Origin of the sequence: Mongoliitalea daihaiensis (assembly GCF_021596945.1) — a bacterium.
Lineage (GTDB): Bacteria > Bacteroidota > Bacteroidia > Cytophagales > Cyclobacteriaceae > Mongoliitalea > Mongoliitalea daihaiensis.
On sequence record NZ_CP063779.1, the window covers coordinates 328,334 to 346,649 of the forward strand.

General features: G+C 40.0%; 13 protein-coding genes. 11 read left to right on the top strand and 2 right to left on the bottom strand.

Annotated features, from left to right (window positions below; genetic code table 11):
- Window positions 1-59 precede the first annotated feature (59 nt).
- Window positions 60-1,613: a YifB family Mg chelatase-like AAA ATPase gene (locus IPZ59_RS01120; protein WP_262912276.1), complete on the top strand. Its 1,554-nt coding sequence runs from the start codon at window positions 60-62 to the stop codon at window positions 1,611-1,613.
- A gap of 196 nt (window positions 1,614-1,809) precedes the next feature.
- Here the strand turns inward: IPZ59_RS01120 and IPZ59_RS01125 are convergent, their stop codons facing one another.
- Window positions 1,810-2,907 (bottom strand): trans-sulfuration enzyme family protein, encoded by a 1,098-nt coding sequence (locus IPZ59_RS01125; RefSeq protein ID WP_236138051.1) that lies wholly within the window; start codon window positions 2,905-2,907, stop codon window positions 1,810-1,812.
- A 61-nt stretch (window positions 2,908-2,968) separates the two neighbouring features.
- A complete protein-coding gene (locus tag IPZ59_RS01130; RefSeq protein ID WP_236138052.1) occupies window positions 2,969-3,448 on the bottom strand; it encodes a DUF4293 domain-containing protein in 480 nt (159 codons plus the stop codon).
- Between the two features lie 424 nt (window positions 3,449-3,872).
- Here IPZ59_RS01130 and truA point away from each other — a divergent pair, with 424 nt between their 5' ends.
- The 10 genes from truA to IPZ59_RS01180 all read left to right on the top strand — a co-directional run bounded on the left by truA (window position 3,873) and on the right by IPZ59_RS01180 (window position 18,264).
- On the top strand, window positions 3,873-4,619 hold the full coding sequence (truA, locus tag IPZ59_RS01135) for a tRNA pseudouridine(38-40) synthase TruA (RefSeq protein WP_317208030.1): 747 nt from the start codon (window positions 3,873-3,875) through the stop codon (window positions 4,617-4,619).
- 11 nt (window positions 4,620-4,630) lie between these two features.
- On the top strand, window positions 4,631-6,403 hold the full coding sequence (locus IPZ59_RS01140; protein ID WP_236138054.1) for an ABC transporter ATP-binding protein: 1,773 nt from the start codon (window positions 4,631-4,633) through the stop codon (window positions 6,401-6,403).
- Between the two features lie 59 nt (window positions 6,404-6,462).
- Entirely contained in the window at window positions 6,463-7,044 is a 582-nt protein-coding gene (locus IPZ59_RS01145) for a hypothetical protein (protein WP_236138055.1), read from the top strand.
- Between the two features lie 17 nt (window positions 7,045-7,061).
- On the top strand, window positions 7,062-7,574 hold the full coding sequence (locus tag IPZ59_RS01150) for a hypothetical protein (RefSeq protein WP_236138056.1): 513 nt from the start codon (window positions 7,062-7,064) through the stop codon (window positions 7,572-7,574).
- 98 nt (window positions 7,575-7,672) lie between these two features.
- Window positions 7,673-8,215 (top strand): hypothetical protein, encoded by a 543-nt coding sequence (locus IPZ59_RS01155; protein WP_236138057.1) that lies wholly within the window; start codon window positions 7,673-7,675, stop codon window positions 8,213-8,215.
- Between the two features lie 100 nt (window positions 8,216-8,315).
- A complete protein-coding gene (gene hemE, locus IPZ59_RS01160; RefSeq protein WP_236138058.1) occupies window positions 8,316-9,338 on the top strand; it encodes a uroporphyrinogen decarboxylase in 1,023 nt (340 codons plus the stop codon).
- Between the two features lie 306 nt (window positions 9,339-9,644).
- Window positions 9,645-10,388, top strand: a complete 744-nt coding sequence (locus tag IPZ59_RS01165; protein ID WP_236138059.1) for a DUF6733 family protein — start codon at window positions 9,645-9,647, stop codon at window positions 10,386-10,388.
- A 166-nt stretch (window positions 10,389-10,554) separates the two neighbouring features.
- Complete coding sequence (locus IPZ59_RS01170) at window positions 10,555-11,292, top strand: DUF6733 family protein (RefSeq protein WP_236138060.1); 738 nt, start codon at window positions 10,555-10,557, stop codon at window positions 11,290-11,292.
- A 228-nt stretch (window positions 11,293-11,520) separates the two neighbouring features.
- Complete coding sequence (locus IPZ59_RS01175) at window positions 11,521-13,407, top strand: tetratricopeptide repeat protein (protein ID WP_236138061.1); 1,887 nt, start codon at window positions 11,521-11,523, stop codon at window positions 13,405-13,407.
- A 303-nt stretch (window positions 13,408-13,710) separates the two neighbouring features.
- The gene (locus tag IPZ59_RS01180; protein ID WP_236138062.1) at window positions 13,711-18,264 is read left to right on the top strand and encodes a YDG domain-containing protein; all 4,554 of its coding nucleotides are present in this window, start codon (window positions 13,711-13,713) and stop codon (window positions 18,262-18,264) included.
- Window positions 18,265-18,316 lie beyond the last annotated feature (52 nt).

Below are 18,316 nucleotides of genomic sequence, written 5' to 3' on the forward strand. Positions count from 1 at the left end.
AAAAATAAATCGCATTTGATTAATTTTAGGGGAATCCGAAGGGATTCCTTTTTTATTCAATCAATTCAAAAGCTATGGTCGCAAAAACTTTTGGAAGTGCTGTATCAGGTGTAGATGCCAAACTCATCACTATAGAGGTGAATGTGGGGCAGGGAACAGGTTTTTTTATGGTTGGCCTCCCCGATAGTGCCGTCAAGGAGAGTCAACAGCGGGTGGAATCCGCCTTGAAGTATTTTGGGTATCGAATGCCAAGACAAAAGATGGTAGTCAATTTAGCCCCCGCTGATATCCGAAAGGAAGGTTCTTCCTACGATTTGCCCATAGCGCTCGGGATTTTAAAAGCTTCCGAACAAGTTACCTTTCCTGAATTGGAACAGTATGTCATCATGGGTGAGCTTTCCTTGGATGGGATTTTGAGACCTGTCAAAGGGGTACTTCCTATAGCCATTGAAGCAAGGAAACGTGGTTTTAAAGGCTTTATCTTGCCAGAGGAAAATGCATCTGAAGCTTCCATTGTGAATAATTTGGATATTATCGGTGTACAAAATTTGCGGGAAGCCATCGATTTTCTGGAAGGGCAATTAGAGATCACTCCATTAGTCACTGATACCAGAGATATTTTTTACAATTCGCTCGAACGATATGAATTTGACTTTGCTGATGTACAGGGTCAAGAAAACATCAAGCGAGCCATGGAAATAGCAGCAGCGGGTGGGCATAACGTGATTATGATTGGGCCTCCTGGAGCTGGTAAAACCATGTTGGCTAAGCGATTACCTTCCATCTTACCCCCACTTTCCTTACAAGAGGCATTGGAAACCACCAAAATTCATTCTGTGGCAGGAAAGTTGGGAAAGCATGCATCTTTGATCGCGCAAAGGCCCTTTAGAAGTCCTCATCATACGATTAGTGACGTCGCTTTGGTTGGAGGGGGAGGAAATCCCCAGCCAGGTGAAATATCCCTATCACATAATGGAGTCTTGTTTTTGGATGAATTGCCTGAATTCAAACGCACGGTACTAGAGGTCATGCGTCAACCTCTGGAAGAACGAAAAGTAACCATCTCCCGAGCCAAGGTGTCGGTAGATTACCCCGCCAACTTTATGCTGATAGCAAGCATGAACCCCTGCCCCTGCGGCTACTACAACCACCCTGAAAAAGAATGTGTTTGCGGACCTGGCATTGTACAGCGTTACCTCAACAAAGTAAGCGGTCCATTGTTGGATCGGATTGACTTACACGTAGAGGTGACACCGGTAAAATTTGATGAAATGACCTCCACGCGCAAAACAGAAGCGAGCAACAACATCCGCGAGCGTGTAGTAAAGGGTCGGGAAATTCAGCAAGAGCGGTTCAAGGAAAATCCAGAAATTTTCTGTAATGCCATGATGCCCTCACACATGGTCAAAGAAGTATGTCAAATCAATGAGGCAGGGAAAGTACTCCTCAAGACAGCTATGGAACGTTTGGGGCTTTCAGCTAGAGCTTATGATAGGATACTAAAAGTGTCTCGGACAATTGCTGATTTGGCAGGCTCAGAAGCTATTAAAGTAGAGCATTTGGCAGAAGCTATTCAATATAGAAGTTTGGACAGAGAAGGCTGGGCGGGATAAATCCATCTAACCGACACACCATACATCAAAAAAAGCCTGTAAATTTTAAAAAAAGTCAATTTAAATTTTTGTAATTCAATATTCTGTATTTATTTGCATAGAAATACTTTATGAAAGAAAGTTGCTTGTAGTCACCCAATTAACAATCAACCCAATTAAGTATCGAGTAAAAAGGCCCTTTTTGGGCCTTTTTGAGTTAAAAGGCTTGACTCAAATCTTTAATCAAATCCTCTAAAGATTCCAATCCCACAGATACACGTATTAAGTTCTCTGGTGTTTGCGTATCAGGACCTTCCGAAGCAGCCCTGCGTTCAATTAGACTTTCTACTCCGCCCAAGCTGGTAGCATTGGTAAAGTAGCGTAACTTGGAAATAAAATTATCTGCAGTACTTGCGTCGCCAGAAATCAAAAATGACAGCATCCCACCAAAGTCCTTCATTTGAGCAGCAGCAATATCATTTCCTACATGCGAGGCCAAGCCCGGAAAATACACTTGTTCAACTTGGGGGTGTTGATCAAGAAATGCAGCAATTGCTCGCCCATTGGCGGCATGGCCTTTCATTCGATAGGGTAAAGTTTTGATACTTCTACATAAATAATAGCAATCAAAAGGAGATGGAACAGCCCCGCCTGTATGCTGAACCATTCGGACTTTGGTCCAAAATTCATCCTGCTCTTTTGTCACTAATGCACCTCCCAAAATATCCGAATGCCCTCCCAAATACTTGGTCGTGGAGTGCATAACGATATCGGCCCCCAAGGTCAAGGGATTTTGAAAAACCGGCGTAGCAAAGGTATTGTCACATACAACTCTGCATGCATGTCCCTTTGCCAGTTGGGCAATGCTCTGAATAGATGCAATCTTTAAGAGAGGGTTGGAAGGGGTTTCTATCCATACCAATGCTGTTTCTTGCCTAAATGCAGCTGCCACCGCATCAAGATTTGCCATATCCACAAAGGATACAGATAATACCCCTCTGAATAAATGAATCAGCTGATTTCTCAATCCATGGTACATGTCATCTGGAGCAATCACATGTGAACCCGGTTCCAATGATTGAAACACAGCCATTCCTGCGGCATTCCCTGAAGAAAAAGCAGCAGCATCTTTCCCATACTCAAGTTGCCTCAATACCTGTTCCAGAGCCATCCTGTTGGGATTATTGGCTCTTGAATATATCAAGGATTCCTCTTGATGCAGAAAAGTGGTGGATAAGGTAATCGGCATGACGGCAGGCTGATGGCTATCTGTCACGATATTTCCTGCATGGATGGCTATGGTTTCGATATTCATGGTCAATAATTTTCTCTAAGATAAAAAAAGCCGACGTTTATCGCCGGCTTGGAAGTTGATTTTATCGGATTCGATCCACAGATCGAACAAGCATTTCATCTTTCCTGATAAATCGATTGGCTAATAAGTTCATAATCATCCCCCCGATAATTGCCCAAAAACCTAAAACAAACGCGCCATTTGCTTGCGGGTTAAACTCAGTATTAAACGAGTAAGTTGTATACACGACTAGTCCCAGCATCACCGCCATCAACAAAGAATTAATCATATTGAGCAACATTTGCTTGCTTCTATTTTTAAATTGTAGTGCACTGAAAATGGCTAATCCAGCAACTATCAAAGCCAAAATACCAATGTAAAATGTACTCTTCGTCTGCAGTTGTTCTTCTGTTTCTATTACCTTAACAGTAAACTTCCACGCATCCATGGATGCTAATTCCGTTTGAGCAATGTTAACCTGTTGCCATAATGGAAATACAACAACCAAAATCATGGAAATTGCTACCAAAAACAGGAAAACTGTTTGAATTCTTTGTATCATGATGAAGTAAAATTTTGACAAAGAAAAAGGATAATATGAATATCCGCAATCCTGGCAGTAGTTTAATTGCTTTCAAACTCTTTACTGGAGGTGTTTGAAAGTGTAAAACCCCTTATACTTTAATGAGCAAGTTACCTACCATCCACGGTACATAAAGATTCTGAATTAAAAAAATTATGATTATCCGCTTTTATTCCAGTAGCTAAACAAATGAATAGATTCATTATGCTTTCAAGCATCTGTTGACAGTGGACAGTTGACTGTGGTCCATTATCCGCAATAGTTCGGATATTATGTTGACTCTGGCTTATTTGCGGATAATCACAAAAAAATTATCAAAGAACACTTCTCACTTGGAAGGAAAACTATTCTCTTATAACAAAATCGCTTAGGAATAGTATCTTTGTCCACAGTTATGGAGGAAATGCATCGATACTTTATTGAATTGTCATATGATGGTAAGCATTACCACGGATGGCAGCTTCAAAACAATGCTTTGACAGTACAGGAGGTCTTAGAAAAAGGCCTCAGCACATTACTGAAAAGAGACATCAGCATCATGGGTAGTGGGAGAACGGATACAGGAGTCCATGCTACGCAACAATTTGCACAGTTTGATAGCCCCATCTTATTGGATAAATTAGAATTTCTCAAAAAGATCAATGGTATCCTTCCTCCCACCATCGCTATTCATGACCTGCGTCTTGTAAAAAAGGATGCACATGCCCGCTTCCATGCAATATCCAGGAGCTACATTTATAAAATAACCCTAGAAAAAAATCCTTTTTACAAGGATTCTCATTGGCTGTATTACAAAGCCTTGGACGTAGAAAAAATGAATGCTGCAGCTACGATTTTAAAGGAATACAAAGATTTTGAATCCTTTAGTAAGGTACATACAGATGTTCATACTTTTTTATGTCAACTATTTGAAGCCAAATGGGAACAAAATGGGTACGAATTGTTATTTAACATATCAGCTAATAGGTTTTTGAGAGGGATGGTCCGTGCAATTGTAGGGACCTTGGTAGAAGTTGGGACTGGTAAAGTCAGTCTGGAAGAATTCAGAAATATTATTGAAGCAAAAAACAGGAAAAAAGCCAAGGCTGCGGCACCTGCCCAAGGCTTATATCTTTGCAGGGTGCAATACCCTGAGTCCATTTTCATTTAACAATAACAGTTTTGAGCCTCGAAAAAGAGAATGTCAAAAGTGGTGAGATCATAGACACCGACGTTTTAAAAAAGCTATATCGCTTTGTACATCCGTACAAAACGCAGTTTTATATATTGGTATTCCTGACCATAGGCCTGGCAGTTTTAGCACCTACAAGACCTTATTTTATACAAGTTGCCATTGATGATTATGTGGCCGTAGGGGATAGTGGAGGATTGGTTCGAATCATTTACTTATTGATAGGCCTTTTGATTTTACAAGCGATTGTTCAGTTTGCACACACCTACCTTTCCGGCTGGATCGGGCAAGTGATTATCAAAGACATTCGAATCAAACTCTATAGGCATTTGTTAAAAATGCGCTTGAAATTTTTTGATAACACACCAATTGGACGTCTGGTCACAAGAAATATTTCAGACATCGAAACACTGGCTGATGTTTTTTCGGAGGGTTTAGCGGCTATCATTGGGGATCTACTTCAGTTGATTACTATTCTAGCAGTCATGTTTTACATAGACTGGAGACTTACGCTGGTATCATTGTGTACTCTTCCCCTCTTAATTATTTCCACCTACATTTTCAAAGAAAAAATCAAAGTTGCTTTCAATGAGGTTCGGAATGCTGTCTCCAACCTCAATTCATTTTTGCAAGAGCATATCACGGGAATGAACATCGTACAGATATTCAATCGGGAGCAGCGGGAATATGAGAAATTTAAAGAAATCAACAGAGAGCATAGAAAAGCCCACGTAAAGTCTGTATTGTATTATTCTATTTATTTTCCAGTGGCAGAAATCATACAAGCAATTGGCATAGGCCTCGTAGTTTGGTACGGTGCCACCGGTGTATTTGATGCAGATATCAAAGTCGGTGTATTGATTTCTTTCATCATGTACCTGCAGCTGTTTTTCCGACCCATCCGAATGATTGCCGATCGATACAATACGCTCCAGCTTGGGGTAGTAAGTTCATCAAGAATCTTCAAACTGCTAGAAAGTGAAGAGCAAATCCCCAATGAAGGAATCCATAAGCCCGAAAAAATCAAAGGAGATATTCAGGTAGAGCATGTGTGGTTTGCTTACAATGACGAAGAGTGGGTATTAAAAAACATCAATTTTGAGGTCAAGCACGGGGAAACCGTAGCGCTTGTAGGTGCAACAGGTGCTGGTAAATCGAGTATCATTAATTTGATCAGCCGATTTTATGAAATCAACAAAGGATCAATTAAAATTGATACGAAAGATATCCGTGAGTTCGAGTTAAACACGCTACGGAAGCATATAGGTGTCGTGCTTCAGGACGTATTTTTATTTTCTGACACCATCTATTACAATATTACGTTGGGTAATCCTGATATCTCCCGAGAAGATGTCATGAAGGCCGCTGAACTCGTGGGTGCAAAAAAATTCATTGAGCGATTGCCTGGCGGATTGGATTACAATGTCATGGAGCGAGGGGCTACCCTTTCTGTTGGACAGCGTCAATTAATCTCCTTTGTACGAGCCATGGTATATAATCCTGAGATCATCATCTTGGATGAAGCCACTTCTTCCGTGGATACTGAAACTGAAGAAATGATTCAAAATGCTATAGATACTATGATGAAAGGACGAACTTCCATTGTCATTGCGCATAGACTTTCAACCATTCAAAAAGCGCATAAAATTATTGTTTTGCATCAAGGTGAAATCAAGGAAGTTGGTACCCACGAATCACTACTTCAGCAAGGAGGCTATTATGCACAATTGCACCAAATGCAGCTAAAATCTATGGCGATTTAGAAACGTACATTAATTTTGTACCTGTACATCTACTGATTGAAACTAAACCAATATACTTTATGAAAAAGATCCTTTTGTTGGCCATTTTAACTATCCCCTTTTTAAGTTTTGCGCAAGAAGATGGCGTTGGGTTACGCTTAGGTGAGCCCTTGACCATTACCTACAAAAAATTCTTAGATGATCAGTTTGCGATAGAGGCCATGATCGGAAGAGGGAGTCCTAATTCTTCTAGTTATTACAGAAGAGCCTTTGACCGCAGGCCTACAACTCCCAATGCATTTTATGCCTCTCATGCAGCCAACAGTGGTTTTTCTTTAAGCTTGAGAGGAATGCTCCATGAAGACATTACAGATGACTTGAATATCGGAGAAGGCTATTTACTGGCCTATGCAGGTGCAGGTGCACAATTACGCTCAATCGGAGTGAGTTATGCTTATACAGATCCAAGCATATCAGCGGCTGTGTTCAGAGATGACCGAACTAACATTGATTTCGGCGCAGAGGCTTTTGGAGGTGCTGAATATTTCTTCAATGACTTACCAATCAGTATATTTGCGGAAATAGGTTTGTTTATGGAAGTCTTAGACAGATTTGGACACTTACGCCTTCAAGGGGGTATTGGCGTTCGATACCTGTTTTAATCAATGAAAACATACTGATGAAAAAAAAGCTACTCATATTTGCTGTTTTATTTCTTGTCAGCGCCGGATTGGTAGGTTTTTATCAATTAGGAGGGTTTAATCCAGTAGAAATTGAAGTCAGAACTTTGGATTTTACTCTTTCCGGTACTTATTACCGCGGCACACCGCAGGATAAGCGCTTAACATTGGCTTTCAAAGAAATTCAAAAAATCCAGGAAGCCAATCCAGAAGCTTTACTTCATACCATCTATCTAGTGGAACCTGCTGGGAAGTTAGATACCATGGAAGTATATGTAGGAGTGAACCAAGACCTTCCTGCATTTTTGGGGTCATGGGATCAATTAAATTTCACCAATAAAAAATTCGTGGTTGCAAGTATTCAAGGAAATCGCTTTGTAATGCCAGGTCCGGAAAAAGTGAAGAAAAAAATAAGGGCTTTTGCCCAGGAGAATAACCTTGAGCTAGAAGATATTTTTATTGATAAAATCATTAGTCCTGAGCATGTGGAAGTTATGGCTCCAGTAAAATAAGAAATAAAATTTGGAATGAATTTGGTAGTGTAAAATTTTAAGCAACAAAAACTTGCGAAGAGTCGTTTTCATTCATTAACTACCAAAAAGCGAACCATATGAAAAAAATACTAGCTATTCTGTTTGTCCTAGGTGGATTTGCAGGAATTCAATCGTGTTCAGGCCCTATGGGACCTCCCGGAATCCCTGGCCCACAAGGACCGCAAGGTGCCCAAGGAGCTCCTGGAATAAATATCGTTGCCGAAGTATTCGAAGTTGAGAATGTAAACTTCACTTCTTCTAATCAATTTAGAGAAGTATTTGAGTTCACCCGACCAATTGAGCCATCTGATAAAATTGCCTCTTTCATTTTGTGGCAAATTGACAATGGAGTGGATATTTGGAGACCGCTGCCTCAAACAGTCTTTTTACAGAATGGGGTTCTGTTATATAATTTTGACTTCTCCCGATTTGATTTCAGCTTTTTCTTGGAAGCAAACTTTCCTTTGGGTCAAGTACCAACAGATTTTTCAAGAAATCAAATATTTCGAATTGTCATCATTCCAGCAGATTTTGCAAATGCACGGCTAGATCTAACAGATTATAACGCGGTAATGGAATTCATTGGAAAAACGGAAGAGGATGTTGTCAAACTGAGATAATCATCTTTTACAGCTACCAAAAAAGAAAAGTCCTGGCAAACCCAGGACTTTTCTTTTACCGTATATGCCAAAAACTATTTTACTGAACTATCTTTGCGACATGCAACTGAAAAACGACTTATTGATACGAGCAGCCCTCGGTCAACCGGTAGAACGAACGCCGGTTTGGTTGATGAGACAGGCTGGAAGAATATTGCCTGAATACCGAGCAGTACGAGAATCTGTCAGTGGATTTATCGAATTGGCACAAACTCCAGAATTAGCAGCGGAAGTCACCATTCAACCGGTGGATATTCTAGGTGTAGATGCAGCTATCATTTTTTCCGATATTCTGGTGATTCCCGAAGCCATGGGCTTACCCTATGAAATGGTAGAAAAAAGAGGACCATGGTTTCCAGAAACCGTAAAATCAGCTGCGGATTTAAAGAAGTTACGGATTGCTGATGGAGTGGATGATTTAAGCTACGTCATAGAAGCCATCAAAATCACTAAAAAAGCATTGAATGGAAGAGTCCCTTTGATAGGCTTTGCCGGTGCTCCATGGACAATTTTCGCTTACATGATCGAAGGGTCAGGAAGCAAGACGTTTTCTAAAGCGAGAGCGATGCTGTACACGCAACCGGAATTCTCCCATCAGTTGCTCCAAATGATTACAGATAGCACTATTAATTACCTCAAAGCTCAGATAGAAGCAGGGGCGGATTTAGTTCAGTTGTTTGATAGCTGGGCAGGTATCCTCCCTCCTAATCATTACGAAGAGTTTTCTTTAAAGTATATTTCCCAAATCTGCGATGCTATCCAATCTGTTCCTAAGACAGTATTTGCCAAAGGAGCATTCTTCGCAAGAGAAGCCATGGGCAAGTTAGATTGCCAAACCATTGGTCTCGATTGGAACATGGGTATTGCAGAGTCCAGAGCAATGATCGGCCCGGATAAAACGCTCCAGGGAAATCTTGATCCTGCAGCATTATACGGAAGCGACAAAGAAGTAGCTGCCGCTACTCGATTGATGATGGAACAGTTCAAAGGCACACGTCATATTGCCAACTTAGGACATGGAGTTTATCCGGATATTAGCCCAGATAAGGTCAAGGTCTTTATAGAAACTATCCAAAACTTTTAACAAGAGAGCGCCAAAAGCGCTCTTTTTTATTTTTTTCGAAAAAAAATTTTGCCCACAACCATCATCCCATCCATAACATTTGGAAGCTAAAAAATCGCCTATTCCAGCCCATTCAATGGACTTTCGTGGTTTTTGCATTTTTCTCAATAAAACACACTTTCAGTTAATTTTTTTACATTCGAAATAATATTTTGTTGCATTTTTGATTTTGATGATTAATTTTAACACCAAGAAATCAATAAATCACACAAATTTTTGATTTATTGGGGGCAATTTTAACCAATTTTCACACAACCTATTAAACTTATGCAAAACAAGATTACAAAAATCACGGCGGCAGTCGCGCTTACGTTCGTTTGCTTTTTGGGAATGAGTTTCCAACAAGCATCAGCTCAGGAAGAAAGTAGATTCAACATGGATGTCACGCTCAATTCTGACCAATTCTTTGGATTTTATCCCTTCTTCTCAGGTTCATACAGCCTTAGCAGCACGTTGGACTTCACCTTTTATGGTATTTTATGGTCTGGTGGTACTGGCGGAGGCTGGGGAAACTGGACTGAGTTTGGTGTCGGTGTAGGCTTTGAGCCAGCAGAAGGCATCAGTGTTAGTCCACAAATTGGTATTTTAGGAGGAACTTTGCTGTCAAAGGGTGCAGTACCTGGTAGCCCTGGCATCTTTGGAGACGGTATTGTTCCTAATTTGACAATCGGTTTGGACAAAGCTAAAACTGAAGGCGAATTCTACGCAGGTTTCTATGCTCCTTTAAGAAATGAGGCTCCTACAGGCGGTACTACGCTTTCATACTTACATTATTGGGCAAATTTTGGATTCAAAGCCACAGAGTTCTTTTCTTTAGGCGCACATTATGAGCACTTGATCAATACTGGAGGTTCTGAAATAGCAACTTCAACTGATCTGTACCAGTGGTTAGGTCCATACGTACAATTTAGTAATCCTAAAGGTGGTGCTTTTGCCAGATTCTCTTTCGGAACTGATTTGGTAGCCGGAAATGACTCTTTCTTTAAACTAACAACAGGATTCAGTTTCTAATCAACTAAACAACCTATACTTAAAGCCTGCTGATTTATTTCAGTGGGCTTTTTTTTGCCAGTAAAAACAAATTATTGTGCATTGTGTTGATTCAATCATACTTTTGCATCCCGAAATCTCATCGATTTCAACAATTAATTACCCCTTAAACGCTTAACTAGACCTAATGAAAAACACATTTACAAAAATCACACTGGCGACCCGCTTAGTATGTATTTGCTACTTCACAACTGCATTTCAGCAAGCATTTGCTCAAGAAGAAGATCGGTTCAGTATGGATGTGCAATTGTTTTCAGACCAATTCTGGGGATTCTATCCCTATTTCTCGGGAGCTTACAAACTCAACAGCAAACTGGACTTTACATTCTACGGAATCCTATGGGCAGGTGGTGAAGGTGCTGCATGGGGTAACTGGACAGAATTTGGTGTAGGGGTGGGTTTTGAACCTGCTGAGGGCATCTATGTAAGCCCTCAAATTGGTATTCTGGGAGGTAGCTTGCTTTCCAAAGGGGCTGACGGATCGGGTATTTTGGGTGATGGTATCGTTCCTAATTTCACTGTCACACTTAAAAAGGCAAAAACCGAAGGAGAAGCCGCTATCTGGTACTACGCACCCTTGCGAAACGAAGCGCCTATGGGAGGCACCACCCTTTCTTACCTGCACTATTTAGCCAATTTTGGTTTCAAAGCATCTGAATTTTTATCCTTCGGAGCTCATTACGAAAAACTTATCAACACAGGAGGTTCCAATATTGCCGCGCCTTCTACCGAACTTGAGTGGTTGGGTCCCTATATCCAATTCAAAAATCCAAAGGGTGGAGCATTCGTGCGATTCACCTTTGGTAAAGACTTCTATGAAGGCAATGAATCCTTTTATAGACTGGCAACTGGTTTCAGTTTTTGAAAGGCAACATATTCATAAGTAAAAGCCCTCTGATTCAGCTTGATGGGCTTTTTTTGCTAAAAATGAACCCGAACAAGCTGACACTATATCCTACGTCTATGAGTTTTAAAAAAATCCTTCCAAATGACAAAAGAGAAAGATATTCAAGTTCGGATTTTTCAGAAGATTAATTTTTTTCCTATATTTAAAGAGGGTCAATGATGTTTTTTAATAAAATTTTTATTTGTAATGACAAAAATCAACGGTTCATTTTTCTTTAATGAACACATGTACACTAAAAAGCTCCTAAGTGAATTTACAATCAAATGTATATTGGTTCTCGGATGGTGTATGTTGACAATTCCTGCTCGCGCTCAAGAAGGAAATAAATCAAGGCTTGAGCAAAATCCAGAAACAGGAGAGTTACAAGCAATTAGTGCTTTAAATCCTAACACTAGAGAAGATGAAAAATATCCCTCAAAAAAATGGGAAGCTCTTTTCAATAAACCCTTTTCAGAAAAAGACCTGAATAATTTTGATTTTTTTGAAAATGCTAAAAAACTGGATTCAGCATCTTTTTACCAACTATTTGAGGATATCAAAGCGTCTATAAACCCCAAAGATTTTAACCTTTTGGTAAAATTTTCTAGAATAAAGGCGATGTTGATTCATCGCAAATATCATCCAAATCATTTCCCAAGTTTGACATATACGCTTGACGACCTACTGAACTATGCGTATTTAAGTCAAGATGATTTTCTATTAGCTAGAGCTTATATTTCTTTTGGTAGGTTAATGTTTGAGCATCAAAAATACGATTTGGCTGCTAGCTACATTTTAAATGGCGTCAAATTACTGGAAATTATAAGCTTTGAAAGTATTGTGCAATGGGATTACACCAATTTAGGGGAAGTCCTTTTTCATTCGAAGGATTACGAACAATCAATAACATATTCCAAAAAAGGCCTTTCAATCAAAACGGAATCTATCCCATTAGATCACAGGATCTTGAATACCATAGGGCAGAATTTTCAGCGACTTGGATTATTGGATTCAGCAAAATTTTACTTCAAAAAATCAATTGAGTCTACTAAATCAACCAATCAAAAAGATTGGGAAAATATTAATTTCCATTTTCTGGGTGAATTGAGCTTTTTGACCAATGACCTAGCCGCTTCCAAGGAATACCTAACAAAGAGCCGCCTGAACCTTTTAGAAAAAGTACCTGAAATTGCTGCAAACTCTCTCTTGTGGTCAGGTAAGATTGCGCTGAGAGAAAGTAAATTGGATAGTGGAATCATGTTACTCAATTCGTCCCACCAACTACTTAAAGCTATTCCCAGAAAAACTATTCAAATGGAAAATTACCGCAAGGATATATACCTGGTAATGTCTGAAATCTATCAACAAATGGGAAATGCAGACAGTACATTTTTTTATTATTCAAAATATTCAGCTCTTAATGACTCTATCAATAGCTTAGCTGTGTTGAGTGATTTGGAGATTACAGAATCTTTGATAAAAAACGAACAAAATACCTATAAATTAGCCTTTCTTGAAATCGCAGAACAAAAAGGAAGACAACAAAGGAACATGCTCATATTCCTTCTTATTTTCTTTTGCATAGGCGGGCTTATCTATTTTGTATGGCAAAAAGCACGATTCCGATACAAAAACCACATTGCAGCACTTGAAAAGCAAGTCTTGGAAAAAGAAGTAGATTCCATGAAAAATCAATTGAATACTTTCACTAAGCAATTGTTAGAAAAGGGTACCCTTTTGGAAAAACTGGAAAATCAGCTCCTTGAAAAAAACAATTCAGAAGAGCAGCATAAAAGTTTAATCGCACTCAGATCTTCCCGAATATTGACTAATGAGGACTGGAATCAGTTTAGATTGCTTTTTGAAAAAGTCTACCCAGGCTTCATTAACCGTCTGAAACGGGAGAAGCCAGATATTACCCTAGCCGAACTCCGCATTGCTGTACTCATACGCATGCAACTCTCTGCAAAAGAAATGGCCATGATTTTGGGTATTTCTACTGGAAGTGCCCAACGTACCCGTTTGCGATTGAAACAGAGGCTTGAACTGGAGTCTGAAATCAATTTAGAAGAATTCCTTCTAAACATCAATTGAAAGGTCCCTTAATTTTCTGTTTGGAGAATCGCATTTAATCTTGGCTTTGCCTTAGTCATTTCATTTTTTCAAAACATGTAATTTAGGCTATTCAAATGCGTTTTTTAAGCTATAAACTACGGTTGTCCGCTTTTTGTCTGCTGACTTTTGACTGAATCCACAATTATATCATCCAAATTGAGCCCATCATTATAAGTGAATTAATCAATAATGCATTTGCCTTTTTGATAATTCTTAAATGCTTTCCTTATGCAATACTTGAAACCTGAACTTATTTCATTTGACAAAACAACTACTTAAAACATGAATCTCTTTCTAAAATCATTTTACGAGCCGTTCAAACAGTTGGTGATCTTGCTCTTTTTATTAGCACTTACTACACAGGCATATTCACAACGGTTGCGACCCCCATTTATCCCCCCTTCACTCGATCCCATTGAAAACCCAACTAATCCCCCTACAAGTTCACCTTCATTGGTGGTTACCAATGGAAATAATTCTGGAGCGGGAAGTCTTCGTCAGGTAGTAGCAGATGCTCCCGCTGGTAGTATGATTACTTTTTCAGGAGTAACCACCGTAACCCTATCTACAACTGAGATAATTCTCAATAAAAACCTCACCATCAGTGGGGCCAACGAAGTGACGATCAATGGGGGAGGCAATTCAAGAATTTTCAACATTACAGGAAATCCCACAGTATCACTAAGAAATTTAACATTTACAAATGGACTAGAAGACTTGGGTGGGGCTATATTCAATAATTCGTCCAACCTTGAAATTATCAGTTGTTTGTTTGAAAATAATCAGGCAAACCAGAAAGGAGGCGCAATTTACAATAACAATGCATCCCCCAGAATCACCAATACTTTTTTCGCTGAAAACCATGTTATAGCAGTTGCCCCCCCTATAGTAGAATGTACAGCGGTCACCAATGTAACAAGAACAGTAAGCGCAAATACGCTTTCAGTCTTTTGGAGCCCTAGCCCTGCTGCGCTTTCATATACTTTTAACATTAGGGCTTCATCTGACACAGAATTTCTTCAATTCCAAGTAGATCAATCTCTGAGTTCTATCAATCTTGAGAATTTAGTATCTTCAACCACCTATAGTTACTTTATCACTACAAATTGCGCTGATGGAGTAACAAGAAATACGGCTACATTCACCGTTACAACCAATGCATCGAGTGTTCCTATAGGTCCAGGTGCAGGTCGAGGTGAACCTATTGCTCCAGCAGTTAGGCTTATAAGTCCTAACGGTAGGATAAATAGCGCAGCAACCCAAGATTTCCTTGGTGGGGGAGCAATTTTCAACGATGGTTCTTCCCCAAGAATAGTGAACACGCTATTTTTCTCAAATACAGTTTCCTCCACAGGTGGGCCATTGGGTGCAGCAATTCTCAATGTCAATGGTTCTAATCCACAAATCACAAATACCACGTTTGGTAGAAACCAAGTTCTAGGACCCAATAATCAGCCTATTTCGTCAGGTGCAACAAACTTTGGTACCATTGCGAATGATGACAATTCGGCATCTTCTATCACCAATTCCATTATTTGGGGCAACCCATCTGGAGGTATTGTGGGTCCCAATGGTACAGTCACCTTCTCAGCTGTGGAAAATGGTCCAACTGGTACGGGAAATCAAAACATCAACCCACAGTTTGTAAGTCTTTCTTCAGGAGACTTACGCCTACAACCAACTTCTCCTTTACGTGATGCAGGAAATCCTTCAACAGACTTAAGTATATTCCCTGGGGGGACAGCTGAACCACTGGATTTTGACGCCAATCCTAGAGTAGTAGGAGGAATCATTGACATGGGCGCCTTTGAACTAGAGCTAAACCTTCAACCACAAACCATCACTATCACGCCACCAACAGTTTTAATCTATGGAGATAGAGATGTTAGCTTTACTGCTACTACTACTTCTGGTCTTCCAGTGACTTATTCCGTTGAGAGCAATCCATTCATATCAGTTAACTCTGATGGAACTGGACTCAATGCCAATAGAGCTACGGCAACTCCGGTGACGATTACTGTATCTGTTGAAGGAAATTCATCTTTTGAACCTGCCAGCACAACGTTATCACTACCTGTCCTCCAAAGACAACTGACCATTCCCCCGCCAATCATTAGCCCTAAAGTCTATGACGGCAATACATCTGCCGATATCACAATAGGTACCTTGGAAAACAAAGTAGCAAGCGACGTGGTAGACGTAAACGCAACGGGAACATTTGATAATCCTGACGCAGGTACAGGAAAAACGGTCTCCGTAAGCTATGTAATCTCCGGAGCAGATGCAGGAAACTATATTACCCCGGTTGATTTTACCAGCACAGATGGGGTGATTACTCCAAGGCAGCTGACCATTACTCCGCCAAGCATTAGCCCTAAAGTTTATGACGGCAATACATCTGCTGATATCTTAATAGGCATCTTGGAAAACAAAGTACCTAACGATGTGATAGACGTAAATGCAACGGGAACATTTGATAATCCTAACGCAGGTACAGGTAAAACGGTCACGGTAAGCTATGTAATCTCTGGTGCAGATGCAGGTAACTACCTAACCCCTGTTGATTTTATCAGTACAGATGGGGTGATTACTCCAAGGCAGCTGACCATTACTCCGCCAAGCATTAGCCCTAAAGTTTATGACGGCAATACATCTGCTGATATCTTAATAGGCATCTTGGAAAACAAAGTACCTAACGATGCAATAGACGTAAATGCAACAGGAACATTTGATAATCCTAACGCAGGTACAGGTAAAACAGTCACGGTAAGCTATGTAATCTCTGGTGCAGATGCAGGGAACTACCTAACACCTGTTGATTTTATCAGTACAGATGGGGTGATTACTCCAAGGCAGCTGACCATTACTCCGCCAAGCATTAGCCCTAAAGTTTATGACGGCACTACATCTGCTGATATCTTAATAGGCATCTTGGAAAACAAAGTACCTAACGATGTGATAGACATAAATGCAACGGGAACATTTGATAATCCTAACGCAGGTACAGGTAAAACGGTCACGGTAAGCTATGTAATCTCTGGTGCAGATGCAGGGAACTACCTAACCCCTGTTGATTTTATCAGCACAGATGGGGTGATTACCCCGAGAGACTTATTTATTACTCCTTTCGAGGGACAAAGAAAAGCGCAAGGATCAGAAGACCCTGAGTTGGCATTTGAAGCAATTGGTTTCGTTGTAGGTGAAGATAACTCCATTCTTACAGGACAACTCGGAAGAGAACCAGGTGAATCCTGTGGCACTTATGAAATCATTAATAGTAATTTAAGTGCTGGAAACAACTATACGGTCATTCTTACAGCAGGCGTTTTGTTTGAGATTTTCGATGCTACTCCTCCTACTTTGATACTTAAAAACATCAGTGTTCAATTGGATAACTCGGGGAATGCCAGTATCACCATCTCAGATATTGATAATGGAACAACAGATAATTGTTCAGCTTTTGAAGACCTTATATTTGAGATCAGCCAAACTGCCTTTACTTGCGAAAATACGGAACCAATCACAGTAACCGTTAAAGTAACTGACCTTGCTGGAAACTCTAGTGAAGGTTCAGCAGAAATCACTGTCCTTCAACCACTAATTCCAATTTCGACAAACATCAGTTCCACAGTTGCAAGAAATCAAAATGGCAATGTACTGATCTACGCCAATGCACCGGCACGACTTGCAGTACCAGCTTCAACAGTCTTGCAGGCGATTAATATCCCAAGCAGTTATACTGGACTTACCTTCGAGTGGTTTGTGAAATTAGATGAGAACAGTGCATTTATCAGCATAGCGCAAACCAATACACTCACTGTACAAGCTGAAGGTGATTTTAATCGTACTTACAAAGTAGTAGTGACAAGTGATGCAGGTTGTGTAGCAGAAGAACAGATTTCTGTAATTTCTATAGAAACTTCCTGCGATAGAGGAGGTAATAACAGAGTACAAGTTTGTCATTTGCCAGGAGGGAACTTTAGTAGAAGAATTACATTATGTGTCAATGTAAATGCTGTAGATGCATTCCTAAGAAACAACCCAGGTTCATTTATTGGAAATTGTAACATCACATTTAGATTGGATACTGAGCCTGAAACCATTTCAGTTCCTTGGAATACAAGTTTGGAAACCATCAAGGAAATTATCGATCAGAAGAGAGAAGAATGGTTTGGAGGCACCCCTGATTTAACTGTTCAAGGGAAAGGATTCAACCCATTCCAAGCAGGAATTCACACCCTTCAGGTGAATCTTGATGAATCCGAAGGCAGTCAATTAGAAAATCCGGTGAATGTAAAGATAGAAATCCAGGCAAAACCTTTAGCAGAATCGATTGAGTTAAGCACCTTAAGTATTCCATCCGAAATTAGGAGCGGTGACATCCTTGCAACGATCAGTACTATAGATCCAGCAGATGATATTCATACCTATCACTTGGAAGAAAATTTAAACCTAGCCATCGAAGGAAATCAACTAATTTGGACAGGTACAGATATAGCTCCTCAGAAAATAACCACTAGAATTATTAGTACTGATCGAGCTGGACAAAGTATCGACAGGGAAGTGACATTCCTCCGTGAAATAGCTCTCAATGAATTCTTGCTCTATCCTAATCCAGCAACTCATGAGACCAATGCAAAAGTCCAATTGGATGGAAGCGCGTCGGTAACTATAACGGTTTATGATATTACTGGAAGGATCTTGATCAATGAAACCACTTTTGAAGAGGAAACCTTTATTAGAACCTTAAACTTAGATGGCATGGCTACGGGTGTATACCTTGTACAAGTCAAAATCGGCTATCTTGTAATGACGCAACGATTGATGAAAAATTAAGCGTTGTAAAACTTGAATTATTAGCCGCTCAGTTCTATTGAGCGGCTATTTT